Raw genomic sequence first — 21,695 nt, forward strand, 5'->3', positions numbered from 1 at the left:
CAGAACTAACACAGTGGACGCGAGCAACTGAGGACAAGCCCTCGGCCTATTAGTACCAGTCAGCTCCACCCGTTACCGGGCTTCCACATCTGGCCTATCAACCCAGTCGTCTACTGGGAGCCTTAACCCTTCAAGAGGGTGGGAATACTCATCTCGAAGCAGGCTTCCCGCTTAGATGCTTTCAGCGGTTATCCTTTCCGAACGTAGCCAACCAGCCATGCCCTTGGCAGGACAACTGGCACACCAGAGGTTCGTCCGTCCCGGTCCTCTCGTACTAGGGACAGCCCTTCTCAATATTCCTACGCGCACAGCGGATAGGGACCGAACTGTCTCACGACGTTCTAAACCCAGCTCGCGTACCGCTTTAATGGGCGAACAGCCCAACCCTTGGGACCGACTCCAGCCCCAGGATGCGACGAGCCGACATCGAGGTGCCAAACCATCCCGTCGATATGGACTCTTGGGGAAGATCAGCCTGTTATCCCCGGGGTACCTTTTATCCGTTGAGCGACAGCGCTTCCACAAGCCACTGCCGGATCACTAGTCCCGACTTTCGTCCCTGCTCGACCCGTCGGTCTCACAGTCAAGCTCCCTTGTGCACTTACACTCAACACCTGATTGCCAACCAGGCTGAGGGAACCTTTGGGCGCCTCCGTTACTCTTTAGGAGGCAACCGCCCCAGTTAAACTACCCATCAGACACTGTCCCTGATCCGGATCACGGACCCAGGTTAGACATCCAGCACGACCAGAGTGGTATTTCAACGACGACTCCACAACCACTGGCGTGGCCGCTTCAAAGTCTCCCACCTATCCTACACAAGCCGAACCGAACACCAATATCAAACTATAGTAAAGGTCCCGGGGTCTTTCCGTCCTGCTGCGCGAAACGAGCATCTTTACTCGTAGTGCAATTTCACCGGGCCTATGGTTGAGACAGTCGAGAAGTCGTTACGCCATTCGTGCAGGTCGGAACTTACCCGACAAGGAATTTCGCTACCTTAGGATGGTTATAGTTACCACCGCCGTTTACTGGCGCTTAAGTTCTCAGCTTCGCCGACCCGAAAGTCAGCTAACCGGTCCCCTTAACGTTCCAGCACCGGGCAGGCGTCAGTCCGTATACATCGCCTTACGGCTTCGCACGGACCTGTGTTTTTAGTAAACAGTCGCTTCTCGCTGGTCTCTGCGGCCACCCCCAGCTCATGGAGTAAATCCAATCACCAGTGATGGCCCCCCTTCTCCCGAAGTTACGGGGGCATTTTGCCGAGTTCCTTAACCATAGTTCACCCGAACGCCTCGGTATTCTCTACCTGACTACCTGAGTCGGTTTAGGGTACGGGCCGCCATGAAACTCGCTAGAGGCTTTTCTCGACAGCATAGGATCATCCACTTCACCACAATCGGCTCGGCATCAGGTCTCAGCCTTAATGTGTGACGGATTTACCTACCACACGGCCTACACCCTTACCCCGGGACTACCACCGCCCGGGCTGGACTACCTTCCTGCGTCACCCCATCGCTTACCTAGTACAAGTCTGGTTCGTCGGCTCCACCACTACCCTCAACTCCGAAGAGATCGGGCCGGCTTCACGGACTTAGCATCGCCTGATTCAGTATTGGGCGTTTCAAAGCGGGTACCGGAATATCAACCGGTTGTCCATCGACTACGCCTGTCGGCCTCGCCTTAGGTCCCGACTTACCCTGGGCAGATCAGCTTGACCCAGGAACCCTTAGTCAATCGGCGCACACGTTTCTCACGTGTGTATCGCTACTCATGCCTGCATTCTCACTCGTGAACCGTCCACAACTCGCTTCCGCGGCTGCTTCACCCGGCACACGACGCTCCCCTACCCATCCATACTCCCGTTGGGGATATGTGTATGAATGACACGACTTCGGCGGTACGCTTGAGCCCCGCTACATTGTCGGCGCGGAATCACTTGACCAGTGAGCTATTACGCACTCTTTCAAGGGTGGCTGCTTCTAAGCCAACCTCCTGGTTGTCTCTGCGACTCCACATCCTTTCCCACTTAGCGTACGCTTAGGGGCCTTAGTCGATGCTCTGGGCTGTTTCCCTCTCGACCATGGAGCTTATCCCCCACAGTCTCACTGCCGTGCTCTCACTTACCGGCATTCGGAGTTTGGCTAAGGTCAGTAACCCGGTAGGGCCCATCGCCTATCCAGTGCTCTACCTCCGGCAAGAAACACACGACGCTGCACCTAAATGCATTTCGGGGAGAACCAGCTATCACGGAGTTTGATTGGCCTTTCACCCCTAACCACAGGTCATCCCCCAGGTTTTCAACCCTGGTGGGTTCGGTCCTCCACGAAGTCTTACCTCCGCTTCAACCTGCCCATGGCTAGATCACTCCGCTTCGGGTCTTGAGCGCGCTACTAAATCGCCCTATTCGGACTCGCTTTCGCTACGGCTTCCCCACACGGGTTAACCTCGCAACACACCGCAAACTCGCAGGCTCATTCTTCAAAAGGCACGCAGTCACGACTGCATGTGCAAGCACACACAGCGACGCTCCCACGGCTTGTAGGCACACGGTTTCAGGTACTATTTCACTCCGCTCCCGCGGTACTTTTCACCATTCCCTCACGGTACTATCCGCTATCGGTCACCAGGGAATATTTAGGCTTAACGGGTGGTCCCGCCAGATTCACACGGGATTTCTCGGGCCCCGTGCTACTTGGGTGTCTCTTAAACGAGCCGTTAATGTTTCAGCTACGGGGGTCTTACCCTCTACGCCGGACCTTTCGCATGTCCTTCGCCTACATCAACGGTTTCTGACTCGTCTCACAGCCGGCAGACCGTGAAAAAGAGATCCCACAACCCCGCATGCGCAACCCCTGCCGGGTATCACACGCATACGGTTTGGCCTGATCCAGTTTCGCTCGCCACTACTCCCGGAATCACGGTTGTTTTCTCTTCCTGAGGGTACTGAGATGTTTCACTTCCCCTCGTTCCCTCCACACTGCCTATGTGTTCAGCAGCGGGTGACAGCCCATGACGACTGCCGGGTTTCCCCATTCGGACACCCCCGGATCAAAGCTTGGTTGACAGCTCCCCGGGGCCTATCGTGGCCTCCCACGTCCTTCATCGGTTCCTGGTGCCAAGGCATCCACCGTGCGCCCTTAAAAACTTGGCCACAGATGCTCGCGTCCACTGTGCAGTTCTCAAACAACGACCAGCCACCCACCACCCCACCCTTACCGGGCGAGTTCACTGGGGCCGGCAACCGAAGGACGACCATGACGGCCGTACCTTCAGATACCCAACAGCGTGCCCGACCCGACCGATCACTCCCCACATTCCACGCCGAAGCAGTACTAGTGAAAAACAACCTGTCGTGCCGAATAGTCAACGTTCCACCCATGAGCTAACCACCGTCGATCGTTTGCCGACGTAGTGGCTCTGGATTCCTTGCGGAATCTAGATGCTCCTTAGAAAGGAGGTGATCCAGCCGCACCTTCCGGTACGGCTACCTTGTTACGACTTCGTCCCAATCGCCAGTCCCACCTTCGACAGCTCCCTCCCACAAGGGGTTGGGCCACCGGCTTCGGGTGTTACCGACTTTCGTGACGTGACGGGCGGTGTGTACAAGGCCCGGGAACGTATTCACCGCAGCAATGCTGATCTGCGATTACTAGCAACTCCGACTTCATGGGGTCGAGTTGCAGACCCCAATCCGAACTGAGACCGGCTTTTTGAGATTCGCTCCGCCTCGCGGCATCGCAGCTCATTGTACCGGCCATTGTAGCACGTGTGCAGCCCAAGACATAAGGGGCATGATGACTTGACGTCGTCCCCACCTTCCTCCGAGTTGACCCCGGCAGTCTCCTGTGAGTCCCCATCACCCCGAAGGGCATGCTGGCAACACAGAACAAGGGTTGCGCTCGTTGCGGGACTTAACCCAACATCTCACGACACGAGCTGACGACAGCCATGCACCACCTGTACACCGACCACAAGGGGGGCACCATCTCTGATGCTTTCCGGTGTATGTCAAGCCTTGGTAAGGTTCTTCGCGTTGCGTCGAATTAAGCCACATGCTCCGCTGCTTGTGCGGGCCCCCGTCAATTCCTTTGAGTTTTAGCCTTGCGGCCGTACTCCCCAGGCGGGGAACTTAATGCGTTAGCTGCGGCACCGACGACGTGGAATGTCGCCAACACCTAGTTCCCAACGTTTACGGCGTGGACTACCAGGGTATCTAATCCTGTTCGCTCCCCACGCTTTCGCTCCTCAGCGTCAGTAATGGCCCAGAGATCCGCCTTCGCCACCGGTGTTCCTCCTGATATCTGCGCATTTCACCGCTACACCAGGAATTCCGATCTCCCCTACCACACTCTAGCCTGCCCGTATCGACTGCAGACCCGGGGTTAAGCCCCGGGCTTTCACAACCGACGCAACAAGCCGCCTACGAGCTCTTTACGCCCAATAATTCCGGACAACGCTTGCGCCCTACGTATTACCGCGGCTGCTGGCACGTAGTTAGCCGGCGCTTCTTCTGCAGGTACCGTCACTTTCGCTTCTTCCCTGCTGAAAGAGGTTTACAACCCGAAGGCCGTCATCCCTCACGCGGCGTCGCTGCATCAGGCTTTCGCCCATTGTGCAATATTCCCCACTGCTGCCTCCCGTAGGAGTCTGGGCCGTGTCTCAGTCCCAGTGTGGCCGGTCGCCCTCTCAGGCCGGCTACCCGTCGTCGCCTTGGTAGGCCATTACCCCACCAACTAGCTGATAGGCCGCGGGCTCATCCTTCACCGCCGGAGCTTTTAACCTTCCCCCATGAGAGGGAAAGTATTATCCGGTATTAGACCCCGTTTCCAGGGCTTGTCCCAGAGTGAAGGGCAGATTGCCCACGTGTTACTCACCCGTTCGCCACTAATCCACCCCGAAGGGCTTCATCGTTCGACTTGCATGTGTTAAGCACGCCGCCAGCGTTCGTCCTGAGCCAGGATCAAACTCTCCGTGAATGTTTTCCCGTAATCGGGATCACACACACGAGAGCGGAACAATCGAGTCGGAATAAGACCGATCGTTCACTATGTCCTCGCTATGTGCATTGCCTGGTAGAACCACTAGTGTGGTCTGCCAGGACTTTCAAAGGAACCTCGAACCTGCCGAAGCAGGTCGGGGTATCAACGTATCTGGCGTTGACTTTTGGCACGCTGTTGAGTTCTCAAGGAACGGACGCTTCCTTTGTACTCACCACCAGAACATTTTCTGGGGCTTTCCTCCGGGCGCTTCCCTTCGGTCTTGCGTTTCCGACTCTATCAGACTCTTTCGTGTCCGATTCCCGGTCGAAGCGGGCCTCGCATTTTCGCTTTCCAGTTCTTCGCTTTCGCGTTTCCCTTTCCGGCGAGTCCGACTCTATCAGATCCTTTCGGGCCTGATTCCCAGTCAGCGGGGTTTGTCTTCCCGGCTGTTGGGCCGTTCCGACGTCTCAAACTCTAGCGGATCTTCCCGGCGGCTCATAATCGAGCCTTCGAAATCAATTTCGGCATACCGAAATTCTCCCGAGTGGGAGATCGTGCTGAGTTTTGGTTGCCGCATTCGCGGCGGGATCGGCTGCCGCGGAACCGTGCAGGCTCCGTGACAACTCGAAGAACCTTACGGATCTCGGTGGGGCATGTCAACCCCTCCCTGGCCGACCCGGCAGGGCCGTGTCAGTCCAGGTCGGTGAGGCGACCGCCGGCGTCCGGCTGGGCGTGCTCCACCCGGCGCAGGAGCCGGATGAGCATCTCGCCGAGGACTCCACGCTCGTCGCCCGAGAGGTCCTGGAGCAGCTCCTCCTCGAAGTCCGTGGCCATCCGCATCGCCTCCAGCCACTTCGCCCGGCCCTCGTCCGTCAGCTCGACGATGACGCGGACCCGGTTGTTCTCGTCGCGGTCGCGGGTGACCAGGCCCTCGCCGGCCATGCGGTCGATGCGGTGCGTCATCGCGGCCGGGGTGAGTCCGAGCCGCTTGGCCAGCTCCCCCGGGCCCAGCCGGTACGGGGTGCCGGCCAGCACGAGGGTCTTGAGGACCTCCCACTCGGCGTTGCTGATGCCGAGGGCGGCGACCTGACGTCCGTACGCCACGTTCATTCGGCGGTTCAGCCTGCCCAGCGCCGAGACGACCTGCTCGACCTGTGGGTCCAGGTCTCGGAACTCGCGCTGATAGGCGGCGATCTGCTCGTCGAGGCTCGGCTCCTGGAGACCGGGCTCGGTGGTGTCAGGCATGGCGCGCAGTATGGCACGCCACCCATAGCCGTCGAAGTCCTTCGGTCTGTATTGTTGACCTTCTAACTTTAATGCTAAAGTCTTCGGGTTCGAGTCGTTCGGTTCGCTCGATCACATGGCTTCGAGACCTTGAGGTAGGTGAGTGTGACCAGGGAAATGGGTGCAGCACTGCGGCGGATCCAGCTGGGGAGCGCGCTGAGCGCGTTCGGGCTCGGGTTCACCGTTCCGTATCTGTACGTCTACGTGGCGCAGGTACGGGATCTGGGTGCCGGTACGGCGGGAGTCGTACTGGCGGTCTTCGCCATGGCAGCGCTCGCCGTCCTGCCGTTCACCGGCCGGGTCATCGACCGTCGCGGGCCGCTGCCCGTACTGCTCGTCGCCTCGGTCGTCGCCTCCCTGGGCGCGGCCGCCCTGGGCTTCTCCTCGCAGGTGACCGCCGCCGTCCTGTCGGCCGCGGTCCTCGGCGCGGGGACCGCGGTCATGCAGCCCGCCCTCGCCACGATGCTGGTCCGGTGCTCCGACACCGGCACCCGTACCCGTGCCTTCGCCATGCAGTTCTTCCTGCAGAACCTGGGACTCGGCATCGGCGGACTGGTCGGCGGACAGATCGTCGACACGGAGCGGCCTTCGTCCTTCACGCTGCTGTTCCTGATCGAAGCGGTGATGTTCCTCGTGCTCGGCGCCATCACGGCGACCGTGCGGATGCCTCGTACGTCCGCCGTCGCGGCGGGGGTGTCCGGGGCCGGTGATGCCGCGCGGGGCGGGATGCGGGGGCTGCTCTCGCACCGGGCCATGGTGCAGCTGTGTGTGCTGGGGTTCGTGGTGTTCTTCGCCTGCTACGGACAGTTCGAGTCCGGTCTTGCGGCGTACGGCACCGAGGCCGCCGGGATCGAGCCCTCCACGCTCGGGATCGCGCTGGCCGCCAACACCGCGGTCATCGTCGTCGCCCAGTTCGTGGTGCTGCGGCTGGTGGAGCGCCGCCGTCGCAGCCGGGTGATCGCCGCGGTCGGTCTGATCTGGGCGTTCGCCTGGATCGTGGCGGGCTACGCCGGCCTCGGGCACGGCAGCCAGACCATGGCGACGGCCGCGATGATCTCCACGTACGCGCTGTTCGGGCTCGGTGAGTCGATGCTCTCGCCGACCGTCGCACCGCTCGTCGCCGATCTGGCGCCGGAGTCGATGGTCGGGCAGTACAACTCGGCCTTCGCCCTGTGCAAGCAGCTGGCGCTGGCGGTCGGTCCCGCCGTGGGCGGTCCCATGGGGGCATCGCTGCACGGGCCGTACATCGTGACGTTCGTGCTGTTCTCGCTGGGCATCACGGTGCTCGCGCTGCGGCTGGGCCGACGGCTCACCCCCGTACAGGACCAGCCTTCACTCGCGGCGGTGCCGTCGCGGGTGGTGGCCGTGTCGTTGCCGGAGGCCGCGCCGGCCGAGGTGCCGCACCCGGTCGCCGCTCTTCACTGAGGGTCCGGGCCCGCCTTCTAGCGCGGCAGGGCGAATTCGCACCAGACCGCTTTGCCGCCGCCCGGCGTGCGGCGGCTGCCCCAGGACGTGGCGATCGTCGCGATGATGGAGATGCCCCGGCCCGCCTCGTCCGCCGGTTCGGCGCGGCGGCGGCGCGGCAGGTGGTCGTCGCCGTCGGTCACCTCGATGATCAGCCGGCGGTCGGTGCGCCGCAGGCCCAGGCGCATCGGCGGTGTGCCGTGCTGGAGGGAATTGGCGACCAGCTCACCGGCGGCGAGGACGCCCAGGTCGCACAGGTCCACCGGGAAGCGCCACGACGTCAGGACGCCCGTCGCGAAGGCGCGGGCGCGCGGAGCCGCCTCGATGCCGCCGAGCAGATCGAGCGAGGCGTTGTGGAACAGCTCCGCGGTCGGCCCGGTGCGGGCGGGGTGCTGGACCACCAGCACCGCCACGTCGTCGTCGTGTTCCGCGGTGATGTTGAGGGAGCGCATCAGGCGGTCGCAGACCACCTGTGGTGCGCCCTTCGCACCGGACAGCGCGCGCTCCAGCGCGGCCACGCCCTCGTCGATGTCCTCGCTGCGGCGCTCGACCAGGCCGTCGGTGTAGAGGACCGCGGTGGAGCCGGGCGGCAGCGCGATCGTGCCGGAGGTGTGGATCCAGCCGCCGGTGCCGAGCGGGGGTCCGGTCGGGCCCTCGGCGCGGTGCACCGTGCCGTCCTCGTCGCGCACCAGGATCGGGAGGTGCCCGGCGGAGGAGTAGACCAACAAGCCCTCGTTGGGGTCGTGGACCGCGTAGGCGCAGGTGGCGATCTGGCTGGCGTCGATCTCGGCGGCCAGTCCGTCGAGCAGCTGGAGCACCTCGTGCGGCGGGAGGTCCAGCCGGGCGTAGGCCCGGACCGCGGTGCGCAGCTGGCCCATCACCGCGGCGGCGCGCACCCCGCGCCCCATCACGTCCCCGATGACCAGGGCGGTGCGGCCCGCGCCGAGGGTGATGACGTCGTACCAGTCGCCGCCGACCGCGGCGTCCGTGCCGCCCGGCTGGTAGGTGGCGGCGATCCGCAGGTCGTCGGGCTGCTCCAGCTCCTGCGGGAGCAGTGAGCGCTGGAGGGTGACGGCCGTTTCGCGGTGGCGCCGCTCGCTGGTGCGCAGCCGCTCGGCCGCTTCGGCGTGGTCGGTGACATCGGCGGCGTACACGAGCACTCCGCCCTCGTGCCCCTTGTCCTTGTCGTGCGCTACGGGGGTGCAGGTCACGGTGTACGAGCTGCCGCTGCGGGCCTTTCGGGACTTGACCGTGCGGGGTGTGCCGCTGCGCAGGACCTGGTCCATCAGGGGGAGGAGGCTGAGCTCGGTGAGTTCGGGCATCGCCTCGGCCGCGGGGAGACCGGACGGGCGGGGGCCGAAGGCCGCGGCGTAGGCGTCGTTGACGTACGCGATGCGGTGGTCGGGTCCGTGCACCAGAGCGACGAGGGCGGGCAGCCGGCCGAGGATGTCGCGGGCGGAGAGGTTCTCCAGGGCGGGCGCCGGGGGCCGGGGCGCGGCGTCGTCCGGTTCGCTCTCCGGCGGGCCGGACCCGGTTTCGTCCTGTGCGTACTCGGCGCGGGCCGCCGGTACGGCACTCTGGTCGTCCCGGGCGGCTCGACGCTGCGTACCGGGTAGGCGGGCGCTCCAACGCGTGAAGTTCACGGAATTTCTGGCCTCGTGTGTCGGTCTGGTCCGCTCGGGCGGGCTGCTTCCTCTGCCGGATCCTCTGCCGGTTCTTCCTGCCGGTTCACTCTCGCCGGTTCGGGGCCGGACCGCCGGAACGCGCAGCCGGAGCCGGTCTCTGCTGATCACTTTCGGTCGCTGCCTGCCGGGTCACTCTGTGCAGATGTGAGCCCACCTATGGTCACACGTCCAAGTGTGTCGGACCCTACTGACAGTCGTCGCCGTCGGTCCTGGGACGCCTTCCCGCGGCGAGTTCGAACTCGGCCCTGGGGTGTTCCAGCGAGCCGAGGGAGACGATCTCGCGTTTGAAGAGGCCGGCCAGGGTCCATTCGGCGAGCACGCGGGCCTTGCGGTTGAACGTCGGGACCCGGCTCAGGTGATAGACACGGTGCATCAGCCAGGCCGGGTAGCCCTTGAGCCTGCGTCCGTAGACGTGCGCGACGCCCTTGTGGAGGCCGAGCGAGGCGACGGAGCCCGCATAGCTGTGCCGGTACTCCGTGAGCGGTTCGCCGTTCATGGACGCCACGATGTTCTCCGCGAGGACCTTGGCCTGGCGGACCGCGTGCTGGGCGTTGGGCGCGGTCTCCCGTCCGGGCTCGTCGGCGGTCAGGTCGGGGACGGCGGCGGCGTCACCGGCGGCCCAGGCGTGTTCGGCGCCTTCGACGGTGAGTTCCGCCGTGCAGGTGAGCCGGCCGCGTTCGTTGAGCGGGAGGCCGGTGGCGGCGAGCAGCGGCGCGGGTTTCACGCCCGCTGTCCACACGAGCGTGCGGGTCGGGAAGCGGGAACCGTCGCTGAGTACGGCCACCCGGTCCTCGCAGGACTCCAGCCGGGTGTCGAGACGTACGTCGATATTGCGGCCGCGCAGCTCCCGGACGGCGTACTTGCCCATCGATTCGCCGACCTCGGGCAGGATGCGGCCGGTCGCCTCGACGAGGATCCACTTCAGGTCCTCGGCCTTGATGTTGTGGTAGTACCGCGCGGTGTAGCGGGCCATGTCCTCCAGCTCGGCCAGCGCCTCCACGCCCGCGTAGCCGCCACCGACGAAGACGAAGGTGAGGGCGGCGTCGCGGATCGCGGGGTCGCGGGTGGCGGAGGCGATGTCCATCTGCTCGATCACGTGGTTGCGCAGCCCGATGGCCTCCTCGATGGTCTTGAAGCCGAAGCCGTGGTCGGCGAGGCCGGGGACCGGGAGGGTGCGCGAGACGGAGCCGGGCGCGATGACGATCTCGTCGTACGGGATCTCGACCGCACCGGTGCCGTCCTCGCCCGTGGCCAGGGTGGTGACCGTCGCGGTGCGCTCGGCCGTATCGATGCGCTGCGCCTCGCCGATGACGATCGTGCAGTGCGGCAGGACCCGGCGCAGCGGGACGACCACATGGCGCGGTGAGATCGAACCGGCGGCGGCTTCGGGAAGGAACGGCTGATACGTCATATAAGGATCAGGAGTGACGACGACAATCTCGGCCTCGCCGCTTCTCAGCCGCTGCTTCAGCTTCCGCTGGAGACGCAGCGCGGTGTACATCCCGACGTAGCCGCCGCCGACGACGAGAATGCGCACACCCGGCGGGGGGCCGGGGGGTGTTCCCCCGGAATCTGAAGCCATCACCACCCCATGACGCAACGCGCTCCGGAGTTTGTCCACAGCCCCGGCAAATTGTGTGACCGGAGCTTCCGAACGGGCCGCTCCGGTTGATCGTTGCGGCAATACGGAAGTCCCGCAGGTCAGGGGTTGCGGTGAGGGGCACGGGCAGAGGGCGAATCGGTGACCAACCGGTCCTTGTTCCGATCGGGGGGCGCTCCGGGCGGAACTGCCCCCTTCTGAATTGACCCTGGCTCAACTATGTTCGTGTGTCGTCGGGGTGTCGGATGGGGACCATCGGTCAACCCGGCAGACACGGCGGGAGTCTCCGGGGGGAGACGTCATAACCGGGGGAACAGTTATGCATATTCAGGAATCGCATTGGCCGACTGCTGCTGTCGCGTCCGAAGGAAACGGACGAATCGGCGCAGTCGGTACAGTCGGAACGGTGAGCGGCATCGGGTCATCAGGAACCGCCGCACCGTCGGGAGCAGTGAGCACTCTGGGTGCCGCACTCGGCTCGGGCACCGTCGGTGCCGGAGCGCACGGCCGCTCGGCGCCGCTGCGCGTGGACGCGCAGCGCAATCTGGAACATGTGCTGCGGGCGGCGCGCGAAGTGTTCGGCGAGCTCGGGTACGGCGCTCCGATGGAGGACGTGGCGCGTCGCGCCCGCGTCGGTGTCGGCACGGTGTACCGGCGCTTCCCCAGCAAGGACGTGCTGGTGCGGCGGATAGCCGAGGAGGAGACCTCCCGGCTGACCGACCAGGCCCGGTCCGCGCTGGGGCAGGAGGAGGAGCCGTGGTCGGCGCTGTCGCGCTTCCTGCGGACCTCGGTCGCCTCGGGCGCGGGGCGGCTGCTGCCTCCGCAGATACTGCGGGTCGACGTGGACACCGACGACTCGACAGTGGTCGGCGATCCGGGCGCCGTACGGGCAGCGGAGTCGGCCCTACCGGGCTCGGCGGCCATTGACGCCCGGGACGAACCCCGGGTGCCGCAGCAGCGGCAGGAGGCCGGCCAGGCGACGGGCGGACCACGGGTGGCCGAGCCCCGGCCTGTGCCGGAGCCGGAGATCGACGGCGTCGGCAGTGGATCGGCCGAGCTGCTGGAGGTCGTGGGCCGGCTGGTCGACCGGGCGCGGACGTCGGGTGAGCTGCGCCGCGATGTGACGGTGGCCGATGTGCTGCTGGTCATCGCGACGGCGGCACCCGCGCTGCCGGACGCGGCTCAGCAGGCGGCGGCTTCGGCCCGGCTGCTGGACATCCTGCTGGAGGGGCTGCGCTCGCGGCCTGCGTGAGCGGGCCGGGCCGGCGGTTCGGGCCGGCGGGCCGCGTGAGGTTTGCGTGAGCGGGCGGCGTGAGGCCTGCGTCGGCCTGCTGGAGTGACAGGGGAGCGCGCCCGGCTCGGCTGGGTCCGACTCACCCGGTCCGGTCCGGCCTGCCCCGCTCGGTGAGCGTCTCGCTCACGCGGTGCGGTGAGTCGGCGAGTGCGGTGCGATGAGTGCGGTGAGTGCCGGTCGGTGCGTCGATGCGACCCGTGATCGCGGGGCGTACCGGCGGACCGACCGTGGCCTCAGTCGCCACTTTCGACGCCGCCGCACTCAACTGCCCCATCAGCACATCCTGTTACTCCTTCCCCGAACGAGTGTCCGCTAGTGCTCACATTCGGGAGGCCGCCCCGGATGAGTGGTTGGCAGGGCTGAGGGGTCGCCGCTCCTGCCCTCTGTGGCACGCTTGCCCGGTATTCGGGTCCGAAAGCGCATACGGGGGCGTCCGCGATGAGCGGTGACGGGCAGCAGGAAGAGCCGTTCGACGGTGTCTCCACCACGGGTGGCGGCACCGGCACGGGCGGCCTGCCCTCGGAACAGGTGCCGAGCCAGGCCGGACCCGGGCGCCAGAGGGCCGGCGAAGAGGCCGGCGGCACGGTTCTGCCCGGACCATGGCTCCCCGCACCGGTCGAGACCCCGGCACCGGCGAACCCGGACGGGACCTACGCCGCAACGGGGACCGCGGTCCCCATGCAGCGGGTCGCCAGCAGCTCGGCTGCTGCGGACACGACCGGACTCACCCTCTCCGACGCCCAGTTGATCCAGCGGATGCGGGACGGCGACGACCTCGCGTACGAGGAGCTGTTCCGCCGGCACTCGGACCAGGTGCGCCGGTACGCGCGCACCTGCTGCCGGGACGCGCACACCGCAGACGACCTGACGGCCGAGGTCTTCGCCCGGACACTGCAGGCGGTACGGGGCGGCAAGGGGCCCGAGGAGGCGGTGCGCGCCTATCTGATGACCGCGGTCCGGCACGTCGGCGCCGCGTGGACGAAGACCGCCAGGCGGGAGCAACTGGTCGATGACTTCGCGGCGTTCGCCGCTCAGGCGTCGCGCTCCTCGAAGGTGTCGGACGCCGACACTCTCGATCTCGGCGCCGATGTGACGGCGATGCACGAGGCCGAGCAGTCGATGGCGATGCAGGCCTTCCGCAGCCTCCCGGAGCGCTGGCAGGCGGTCCTGTGGCACACCACCGTCGAGGAGGAGTCGCCCAGCGACATCGCCCCGCTGTTCGGGCTCACCGCCAACGCCACTTCGGTACTGGCCAGCCGGGCCCGCGAAGGGCTCAAGCAGGCGTATCTGCAGGCCCATGTGAGCCAGGCGCTCACCTCCGGCGGCGACTGTGCGCGCTACGCCGACCGGCTCGGCGCCTATGCCCGTGGCGGGCTGCGGATGCGCGCCGAGCGCGGGCTGCGGGGGCACCTGGACGAATGCGCGAAATGCCGCTTGGCAGCAGGCGAACTGGCCCACGTGAATGCCGGGATTCCCGCGCTGCTCCCGATCGCGGTCATCGGCTGGTTCGCCGCCGGATACGCGCTCAAGGCCGCCGGGATCGTGGCGGGCGGCGCAGTCGGCGCCGCGGGTGCGGGGGCCGCGGCCGCGGCGACCGGCGGGAGTTCGTCCGCAGGGTCGGCCGGTGGCGCCGCCGTCTCCGAGGGGCTCGGCGCTCCGGTGAAGGCCGGCATCGCGGCGGCGGCGGTCGCCGTCGCGGCCGCGGCCGGGCTGGTGTGGGCGCTGGCCGGCGACGACCAGCCGCGGCCCGAGGCGAAGCCGGTGGCCAGGCCGCCGGCCGTGGCACCTGCGGTGCCGTCGCCCGCACCGCCGAAGCCGGAGCCGAAGCCCACCCCGCCCCCCAGGCCCACGCCGCCCGCTCCCGTACCGCAGAAGCCGAAGCCCACGCCGACTCCCACACCCACGCCCACGCCCACGCCGACACCGACACCGACACCGACACCGACACCGACACCGAAGCCCACTCCGCCGGCTCCCGTCCCACCGCCGCCCGTCCCGAAGCCGGCTCCGACGCCCACCCCGACTCCGACGCCGACTCCGACTCCCCCGTCGCCGCCCGCACCGGCGCCGGAGGTCTACCAGGTCAACAAGTTGAGCTACAGCCTCTTCGGCGACCACACCGGACCCGAGGTGGTGCTCGGTGAGAGCAGCTGGGTCTGGCAGCGTTCCGGGATGTCGATCGGCGGCACGCGGTACGCCCACGGGGTGACCGTCCACAGCCGCTCGTCGGTCGTCATCCAGCTGAACCGCCAGTGCACCCGTTACGAGGCGATGGTCGGCGTCGACGACCTGACCATGGGGCTCGGATCCGTGCGCTTCTCCGTGTTCGACGGCGACGGTGCGCGGCTGTGGCAGTCCCCGGTGACGAACGGCAACGACCCGGCCGTACCGGTCGGCGTCGGCATCGAGGGCCGGGACCGGATCCGGCTCGTCGTGGAGCCGATGACCGAGTTCGGCGGGGTGGCCCTCGCGGACTGGGCCGATTCCCGCATCAGCTGCCGCTGACCGGGCCGGGCCGGGGTCCTTCGGCAGCCCCGCCGCTTCAGTGGGCGGCGCCTTCCGGCGGCGGGAGCTCCGCGGTGATGTCCATGAGCAGGTCGATGACGTTGTCGACGGTCAGCACGCGGCCGGCCGCGTGCTCCTCCTCGTACTGCCGCGCCCCCAGTACCTTGCGGGCCAGTTGCCCGGCCGCGTCCACCTCGGACTGTTCCGCCGCGGTCCTGGGGCCGGACAGCCGCCAGCTGTCGGCGGCGGCCAGGATGCGTACGGCGGCCGCGTGACGGCCCACCTCGGGCAGTACGGTCACCACGCCGTCCGCCAGGCGTCCGGTGACGATCTCGGCGCACAGTGCGTCCCGTGCCGAGACGAGGGCCGCCGTCAGCCCGCGCAGGCCGGCGGCCGGACCGCTCCCGGGCCCCGGTTCGTGGATGGTGATGCGGGCCGACAGCCCCTCCAGGATCGCGGTGAAGTGCGACGGCGGGCTGCCGATCCCGTTCTCAGCCTTAGCCGCGGCGTGCATCCGCCGCGCCGTCGGGATATCACCGCGTTCCAGCGCCATGGTGGCCCGCAGGTAGTGGACGTACGCGGTCGCGTCGTGCGTCTGGTAGCGCTCCGCCTCGGACTCCGACCGTTCCAGGAGCTGATCGGCGGCCGCCGGGTCGTCGGTGCGGTAGAAGAGTTCGGCGAGCCTGGCCAGGAGGAACGGGGCCTCGGTATGGGCCCCGACCTCGCGGGCGAGCAGCAGTGCCTCCTCGTAGGCCGCACGCGCCTCGTCGTACCGCCCGCGCATCATGCCCGCCTCGGCTGCGGCGGAGGCGACCTGGGCACGCATCCAGCGGTCGCCGACGAGGCGGCTCAGTGCGCGCAGCTCCGCCAGATCGGCGTCGACCCCCGGCATGCCGCCGGGCATGTCGACGACCATGTGCGTCCGGAACATCAGCGCGACGCCGTACTCCCAGGCACCACCGTGGATACGGGCGTTGCCGACGACCGCGTCGATCTTCTTCCGGCGGTCCGGCACGCCCGGGCTGAAGAAAGTGGTCATCGGCCAGAGCAGCCCGGGGAAGCGGGCGGCCTGGGGCCCCGAGGACGCGAAGGCGTCGGCCACCCGGCTCGCGAGCGCCGCCCGGGTGTCGTGGTCGTCGTCGCGGTCCGCATCGGACGGACGGCTCTCCATCTCCAGGAAGAACCGCAGCATGCGCAGATTCATCCAGGGCCAGTAGCGGGGGTCGGTCCGGTCGGTGGGCTCAGGGCCGAACGCCAGCGCCCGCGCGGTCCAGATGAGGCCCTCGGTGCGGTAGTTGCGCAGCCACCAGAACCAACCCATGCCCAGCACCAGACGCACCGCGTCGGATTCGGACGGCTGCCGCGGCTGCGACGGACCCGGGAAGTCCGACGGACCGGACGGAGCTGACGGATCTGACATGTCCGACGGACCTGCGAGGGCGGTGCTGCGGTGGAGTGCGGCCCGGATGTTGTCGAGGTCCGTCTCCAGGCGCTGGATCCAGGGGAGCTGGTCGGCGGAGCGCAGCCGCGGATCGGCCTCCTCGACGAGTGCGAGGAAGTGCGCGGTGTGCGCCCGCCCGGCAGCGGCCCGTACGCCGGGAGTTTCGGCGCAGCGCTCGATGGCGTACTCGTGAATGGTCTCCAGGAGGCGGTAGCGCATCCCGCCGCCGTCGACCGGGGTGGCGACGACGAGGGACTTGTCGATGAGTGCCCCGATGAGGTCGGCGGTGTCGGCCGTCGTCGTGATGACCGCCTCGGCGGCGGGCAGGTCCCAGCCGCCCGCGAAGACCGAGACCTGGCGCAGGGCGGTGCGTTCGTCCTCGTCCAGGAGGTCCCAGGACCAGTCGACGACCGCCCGCAGGGTCTGCTGGCGCGGCAGCACGGTCCGGCTGCCGCCGGTCAGCAGGCGGAACCGGTCGTCCAGCCGGTCGGCGATCTGCCGCGGACCGAGCATCCGGAGCCGGGCGGCGGCGAGTTCGATGGCGAGCGGCAGCCCGTCCAGGCGGCGGCAGATCTCGGCAACGGCGTGCGGATCGTGTGCGGCCTCCCGCTCGGGGTCGAACTCGGGGCGCACGGCACGGGCCCGCTCGGTGAAGAGGCGGTGGGCGAAATCGGCCGGGAGCGGGTCCACCGGACGTACGGCTTCGCCGGGCACGCCGAGCGGTTCGCGGCTGGTGGCGAGGATGCGCAGCCGCGGGCAGCGGGTCAGCAGGGTCTCGGCCAGCGCGGCCGCCGCATCGATGACGTGCTCGCAGTTGTCGAGGATGAGGAGGAAGGGGCGCGATCTGGAGCAGTGCGCGAGGTGATCGGCGAGCAGGTCGACCGGATCGGTGCGCGGATACGTTCCTTCGTGGCCGCTGTCCCGCAGCAGGGCCGTCTCGCGCAGCCCGAGCGCGGAGAGTACGGCTCCCGGGACGGCTTCGGGCGCTTCCACCGGGGCGAGTTCGGCGAGCCAGACGTCACCGGCGGCGGCCCGGCCCTCGTGCGCCGCGGACTCCTCGGCGAGGCGGGTCTTCCCCGAGCCTCCCGGACCGGTGAGGGTGACCAGCCTGGAGCGGGTCAGATCGTCCCGGATGGTGCGGAGTTCGGGCTCGCGGCCGACGAAGGAGGTGAGGCGGGGGCGGAGGTTGCCCCGGGCGGGTTCCGTCCCCGCGGGGCCGGGTGCGAACGATGCGGGGGCGAGCAGTCCGCGATGGAGAGCGGTCAGTTCGGGTCCGGGGTCGGTGCCGAGCCCCTCGGCGAGGGCGCGGCGCGCGTCCTCGTACGCGGCGAGAGCGTCGGCCTGCCGGCCGGCGGCGCGCAGGGCGCGGATGAGCTGGGCCCGGAAGCGTTCGTCGTACGGGTGGGCCGCGGTCAGCTCCATCAGCTCGGGCACGAGGGCGGCGGGCGGGGCCGCCGAGGGCGAGGGCGTGGCCGGCGGGGTCCCGGCCACGGTCGTTGTCCCCGCCGGCGGACCGGCCCCCGCGCATCGCAGGTCGGCCTCGATGCGGCGCTCCAGTGCGGCCAGCCGGTGGGCCTGCGGACGCAGCGCGTGGTCGCGGTCGGGCAGGTCGGCCAGGGCGGGGCCGCGCCAGAGAGCGAGTGCCGTACGGAGCGTGCGGGCGGCGTCCTCGGGCGCGCCGGACGTCAGCTCGGCCGCGCCCTGCCGGGCGAGCCGCTCGAACACGTGCAGGTCGACGTCGTCCGGGCCGGCGGCCAGCCGGTAGCCGCCCGGGGTGCTGGTGAGCGTGTCCCTCCCCAGCGCCCGGCGCAGGCGGCCGACGAGGGCCTGGAGCGCGGCGGGTGCGTCCGCCGGGGGATCGTCAGCCCATACGTCGTCGACGAGTTCGGCGATCGGCACGGACCGGCCGGGGCGAAGGGCCAGGGCGGCGAGGAGGGCCCGCAGGCGCATACCGCCGAGGGGCAGCGCACCGCCCTGCTCGTCTCGCGCCTCCGTGACGCCCAGGATCAGATACCGCACCCTGCCATTGTGTCCCGCCGGCCGGACACCGGAAGGCTGCCGGCGGGCGGCGTGTGCCGGGCGGCCCGGAACCCTTCCGTCCGCTCCCCGCCGCCCTCCGCCTACGGCTGGAGCGTCCGTCGTGCCGGGACCACCCCGCCGGCGACCGCGCGCTGGCGCGGCGCCGCCGTGCCCGTCCAGCAGGTGCCGCGGCGCGAGATGAGACGGCGCAGCCACAGTTCGGTGGAGGCGAGGTCGGCGAGGCCGTCCAGAGGGAGGGGTTCGCCCTCGGCGGCCGCGCGCAGGGCCTTCCGTACGACGCGGGCCTCGACCAGGCCCGCGTCGGCGAGCAGCGGGGCGTCGAAGAGGGCGATCAGCTCGGGCAGCGAGGCGCGCAGGCCGGTGCGGGTGACCGCGGTCGAGGTGGCCTGGGAGGGTGCGCCCCAGCCGGGCGGCAGCTCATGGATACCGGTGCCCGCCAGGACCCGGCGCAGGACCGCCGCGCGGGCGCCCGGCTGCACCCGGAGGGACTCGGGGAGCGCGCGGGCGGCGCGTACGACCTGGTTGTCGAGGAAGGGGGCGTGCAGCCGCTGGCTGCGGACCTCGGCGGCCTGCTCCAGGATCCGGTGGTCGGCGGCGCTCCGGGCGAGCGCGGCCCTGGCGCGGGCCTCGCCGGGGCGCTGGACGGAGGTGGGGCGGATCGCCGCCTCCTGAAGGCGAACCGATACTTCAGCGAGCGCCTCCCCGGTCAGCCAGCGGGCGGCGGGCCCCGGACGTGACCAGGTCAGCGCGGCGAGCGAGGCGTCGGCGGGGGTGTCGAGGTCGGGGGTGAGGCGGTTGGCGTCGGGAAGGCGGCCTGCCGCCGCTTCGAGACCGCTGCGGTACGACGTACGGGCGAGGCGCCGGGCCGCCCGGTAGACGGTCAGCGGGACGAACAGGGAGTGCGCGGAGGGGCCTTCGGCCTTGGCGAGCGCGGCGACCGGGCGCAGCAGATGGCGTCGGCGGCGGTCGATCAGCAGGTCGGCGAGGCGGGCCGGGTGGGCGTCGAGCACCTGCCGGGCGCCGTCGCCCACGAAGTGGTCGGCGCTGCCCGCGGAGAGCCGGCGGCGATGGCGTTCGACGACGACGAGGGACGGGGCCGGTTCGTCGGTCAGGGGGCCGTTCTCCAGCTCGGCGTACGGCAGGGCCTCTTCTCCCGCGGCGACGACGACGTGGTGCAGCCGGGGGTTGGCGGCGATGACACGGGCGCGTTCGAGCTCGTCCTCGTGGGCGCGGGTGGTCAGGTCGTTGAACGTGACGGCGAGCAGTCGCTCGCCCGCTCCCGTGCCATGGCCCAGGAGTGTGCCCGGCAGCCCGGGGAGCCCGGCCGCGAGCAGGGCGAGGGTGGCCGACGCGCTGCCTCCGGAGAGGTCGGACCCGATACCGGGCACGGGCGCGCCCCGGGCGGCACGGCGTTCGGCGGGGCCCATGCCGGGGACCGGTCCGGGGTCGGGAGGCTGGGTCTCCGGGGCGTGGCGGGGCGCCAGCAGCCTGGCGCGCACGGCTTCGACGAGGGCGTCGCGGACCCCGTCGACGGCGCTCACCGGATCGAGCTCGGGCGCGGCCACCGCGAGGGAGGCCACCGCCTCGTACCCGGTGATCTCCCGCGAGCCCTCGCGGAGGATCAGCGCGTGTCCCGGCGGGATGCGCTTCACCCCGGCGTACGGAGTGCCGTCGCGCAGCGCCTCCGGGGTTTCGGGGCAGGCGAGCAGCGCGGCGAGGTGGCCGATGTCGAGCTGTGCCTCGATGAGGTCGGCGAGCGGGAGCGCGGCGGTGGCGTACGCCGTACCGCCGGCCCAGGGCGTGTAGAAGACGGGCCGGGCTCCGGCGAGGTCGCCGACCACGGTGATCCGTCGGCCTATCTGGACGACGGCCGTGTAGCTGCCGGTCCAGGCGGTGAGGTGGCGCAGGGCTCCGCCGCGTGCGGCGAGCAGCCCGACGCGCAGTTGTTCGTCGGTGGCGCCGCAGCAGCCGAGTACGGCGAGCCGGACCGTGGGCGCGCCCTCGGCCGTGTCCACCCGGATGGTGCGGATCTCGTCGGGCCGCCAGTCGCCGACCGCCCAGAGCGGATCCGGGTCCCCCCAGAGGAGTTGGGAGCCCACGGGGTGCATCGTGCGCCCCTCGTCACTTGCCCCGACCGCCCCGGCCGTGCCGAAGCTCGCGGCGATACTGCTCCAACCCACCAACCAACGCATCGCCGCCTCCACAGGCTGTGGACAAAACGGCGCGGCAGGGCGGTATCGGGAGAACTCCGGTAACGCGCGGCGCCGTTGCGGACATGCTGCCACGACAACGGCGTGCAGGAGTGGCTAGGGACGGCGCACGTCGTGAGCGCATGCGCCCCTGGCAAAGGCCGGACCGGGACTGTCGGCCGCATCGTCCGGCACAGCGCCCGCGCGCGTCGGACCCGGCAGCAACGGAGTTACGGATTCCGCGTGTTGCCTTCTCCTGCCCGCACCACTTCGACGGCCCGGATCCGGCCACCGTGCACGCCCTGCGCGGACAGCGGTCGGGGTGTCCGCGAATCCGTCGTCCCAACCTCGCTCGACCGACGACATTCGGCCAATTTCAGGACGCGGTGGAACCCGACAGCCAGAAGACCACGCCCGCCTTCCTCCGCATTCCTCCCGGGTTGTTCCGGACCACACCGGACAAGGTCACGGGCCGCCGCGGACCGGCTCAGAGCGCCGAAACGGTTCGGCTGAGCGGTGCAGCCTCCCGCGCGAACCCGCACCCGGACTCGCGCGTGAACTCCCGTGTGACCTCCCGCGCGAAGGCGGTTTCGCCGGGCCGGACACCGGCCCCGACCGCTCACCCCGGTCCGACGTACGGTCCGGGAGACGCAGTTCGCCTCCCGGACCGGTCCACCGCCTGCGGGGAATGAGGCGGCGGTTTCCCCCAGCCCGCAGTGTCCAGTGCAGCGGGCCGACCCACGCAGCACCCATGGAAGCGCTTCCGTACGGACCGGGCCAGAGCGCACGGCCGGGCGCACGGCCACACACGAGGAGCACGCCGGGACACCTCGAAACGGAACCCCCGCAAGGGCCGGCCGGACCGTGCGGACCGCGGGCGGCCGTACCACCCGGAACCCGGGTCCGGGCTGGTCAGCGCGTGCGGGCAGGGGCGCGGCCAGCCGGCCCGCACCCCTGCCCGCCCCCTGCCCGCACCTGCCTCCGCGCCGCCCCGGCGCTCCCCGTCCGTGCCGCTTCCCGGACCTCTCCCCCGGCGCATCCGGCGGACCACGCCGCTCCTCCCCCTTCCCCCCTCCTTCCCTCCGCCCCGCCTTCACTTTTCCTCCGCCTCCCGACCGCCACGGCCGCCCCACCGGCCCCTCACGCCCTCGGGGCTCCCACTGTTCGCCGCCGTTCGCCGCCGAAGGCTCCGGACCGACAACAATCCCGCC

9 protein-coding genes and 2 rRNA genes are annotated in these 21,695 nt (G+C 69.0%); 3 read left to right on the forward strand and 8 right to left on the reverse strand.

What is annotated here, in order from left to right; genetic code table 11:
* Positions 1-29: 29 nt before the first annotated feature.
* The 3 genes from OG322_RS16790 to OG322_RS16800 all read right to left on the reverse strand — a co-directional run bounded on the left by OG322_RS16790 (position 30) and on the right by OG322_RS16800 (position 6,227).
* Positions 30-3,154: ribosomal RNA gene (locus OG322_RS16790) — 23S ribosomal RNA — on the reverse strand.
* Positions 3,155-3,453: 299 nt separating this feature from the next.
* Positions 3,454-4,979: ribosomal RNA gene (locus OG322_RS16795) — 16S ribosomal RNA — on the reverse strand.
* The 16S and 23S rRNA genes sit together here, the layout of an rRNA operon.
* 693 nt (positions 4,980-5,672) lie before the next feature.
* Entirely contained in the window at positions 5,673-6,227 is a 555-nt protein-coding gene (locus tag OG322_RS16800) for a MarR family winged helix-turn-helix transcriptional regulator (RefSeq protein WP_123460619.1), read from the reverse strand.
* A 156-nt stretch (positions 6,228-6,383) separates the two neighbouring features.
* Between OG322_RS16800 and OG322_RS16805 the strand changes: the two genes are divergently transcribed.
* Complete coding sequence (locus OG322_RS16805; protein WP_123460618.1) at positions 6,384-7,691, forward strand: MFS transporter; 1,308 nt, start codon at positions 6,384-6,386, stop codon at positions 7,689-7,691.
* Between the two features lie 17 nt (positions 7,692-7,708).
* Here the strand turns inward: OG322_RS16805 and OG322_RS16810 are convergent, their stop codons facing one another.
* Both OG322_RS16810 and OG322_RS16815 read right to left on the reverse strand, forming a co-directional pair.
* Positions 7,709-9,373: an ATP-binding SpoIIE family protein phosphatase gene (locus OG322_RS16810; RefSeq protein WP_123460617.1), complete on the reverse strand. Its 1,665-nt coding sequence runs from the start codon at positions 9,371-9,373 to the stop codon at positions 7,709-7,711.
* 226 nt (positions 9,374-9,599) lie between these two features.
* The gene (locus OG322_RS16815; RefSeq protein WP_123462229.1) at positions 9,600-10,997 is read right to left on the reverse strand and encodes an NAD(P)/FAD-dependent oxidoreductase; all 1,398 of its coding nucleotides are present in this window, start codon (positions 10,995-10,997) and stop codon (positions 9,600-9,602) included.
* A 469-nt stretch (positions 10,998-11,466) separates the two neighbouring features.
* Between OG322_RS16815 and OG322_RS16820 the strand changes: the two genes are divergently transcribed.
* Entirely contained in the window at positions 11,467-12,267 is an 801-nt protein-coding gene (locus tag OG322_RS16820; protein WP_398910964.1) for a TetR/AcrR family transcriptional regulator, read from the forward strand.
* 121 nt (positions 12,268-12,388) lie between these two features.
* Here the strand turns inward: OG322_RS16820 and OG322_RS16825 are convergent, their stop codons facing one another.
* Complete coding sequence (locus OG322_RS16825; RefSeq protein ID WP_164494365.1) at positions 12,389-12,583, reverse strand: hypothetical protein; 195 nt, start codon at positions 12,581-12,583, stop codon at positions 12,389-12,391.
* Positions 12,584-12,747: 164 nt separating this feature from the next.
* On the opposite strand from OG322_RS16825, the gene OG322_RS16830 reads away from it, so the two are divergent.
* Complete coding sequence (locus tag OG322_RS16830; protein ID WP_329306603.1) at positions 12,748-14,814, forward strand: sigma-70 family RNA polymerase sigma factor; 2,067 nt, start codon at positions 12,748-12,750, stop codon at positions 14,812-14,814.
* A gap of 37 nt (positions 14,815-14,851) precedes the next feature.
* Here OG322_RS16830 and OG322_RS16835 read toward each other — a convergent pair whose 3' ends face one another.
* On the reverse strand, positions 14,852-18,274 hold the full coding sequence (locus OG322_RS16835; RefSeq protein WP_329306604.1) for an ATP-binding protein: 3,423 nt from the start codon (positions 18,272-18,274) through the stop codon (positions 14,852-14,854).
* 101 nt (positions 18,275-18,375) lie between these two features.
* On the reverse strand, positions 18,376-20,487 hold the full coding sequence (locus OG322_RS16840) for an asparagine synthase-related protein (protein ID WP_124284589.1): 2,112 nt from the start codon (positions 20,485-20,487) through the stop codon (positions 18,376-18,378).
* Positions 20,488-21,695: the final 1,208 nt, after the last annotated feature.

It is taken from the genome of Streptomyces sp. NBC_01260 (genome assembly GCF_036226405.1).
Lineage (GTDB): Bacteria > Actinomycetota > Actinomycetes > Streptomycetales > Streptomycetaceae > Streptomyces > Streptomyces laculatispora.

Coding starts and splice junctions, on each gene's coding strand:
- OG322_RS16800 (WP_123460619.1), bottom strand. CDS start 6,227: ATGCCTGACACCACCGAGCCCGGTCTCCAGGAGCCGAGCCTCGACGAG.
- OG322_RS16815 (WP_123462229.1), bottom strand. CDS start 10,997: ATGGCTTCAGATTCCGGGGGAACACCCCCCGGCCCCCCGCCGGGTGTG.
- OG322_RS16805 (WP_123460618.1), top strand. CDS start 6,384: ATGGGTGCAGCACTGCGGCGGATCCAGCTGGGGAGCGCGCTGAGCGCG.
- OG322_RS16825 (WP_164494365.1), bottom strand. CDS start 12,583: ATGGGGCAGTTGAGTGCGGCGGCGTCGAAAGTGGCGACTGAGGCCACG.
- OG322_RS16840 (WP_124284589.1), bottom strand. CDS start 20,487: ATGCGTTGGTTGGTGGGTTGGAGCAGTATCGCCGCGAGCTTCGGCACG.
- OG322_RS16830 (WP_329306603.1), top strand. CDS start 12,748: ATGAGCGGTGACGGGCAGCAGGAAGAGCCGTTCGACGGTGTCTCCACC.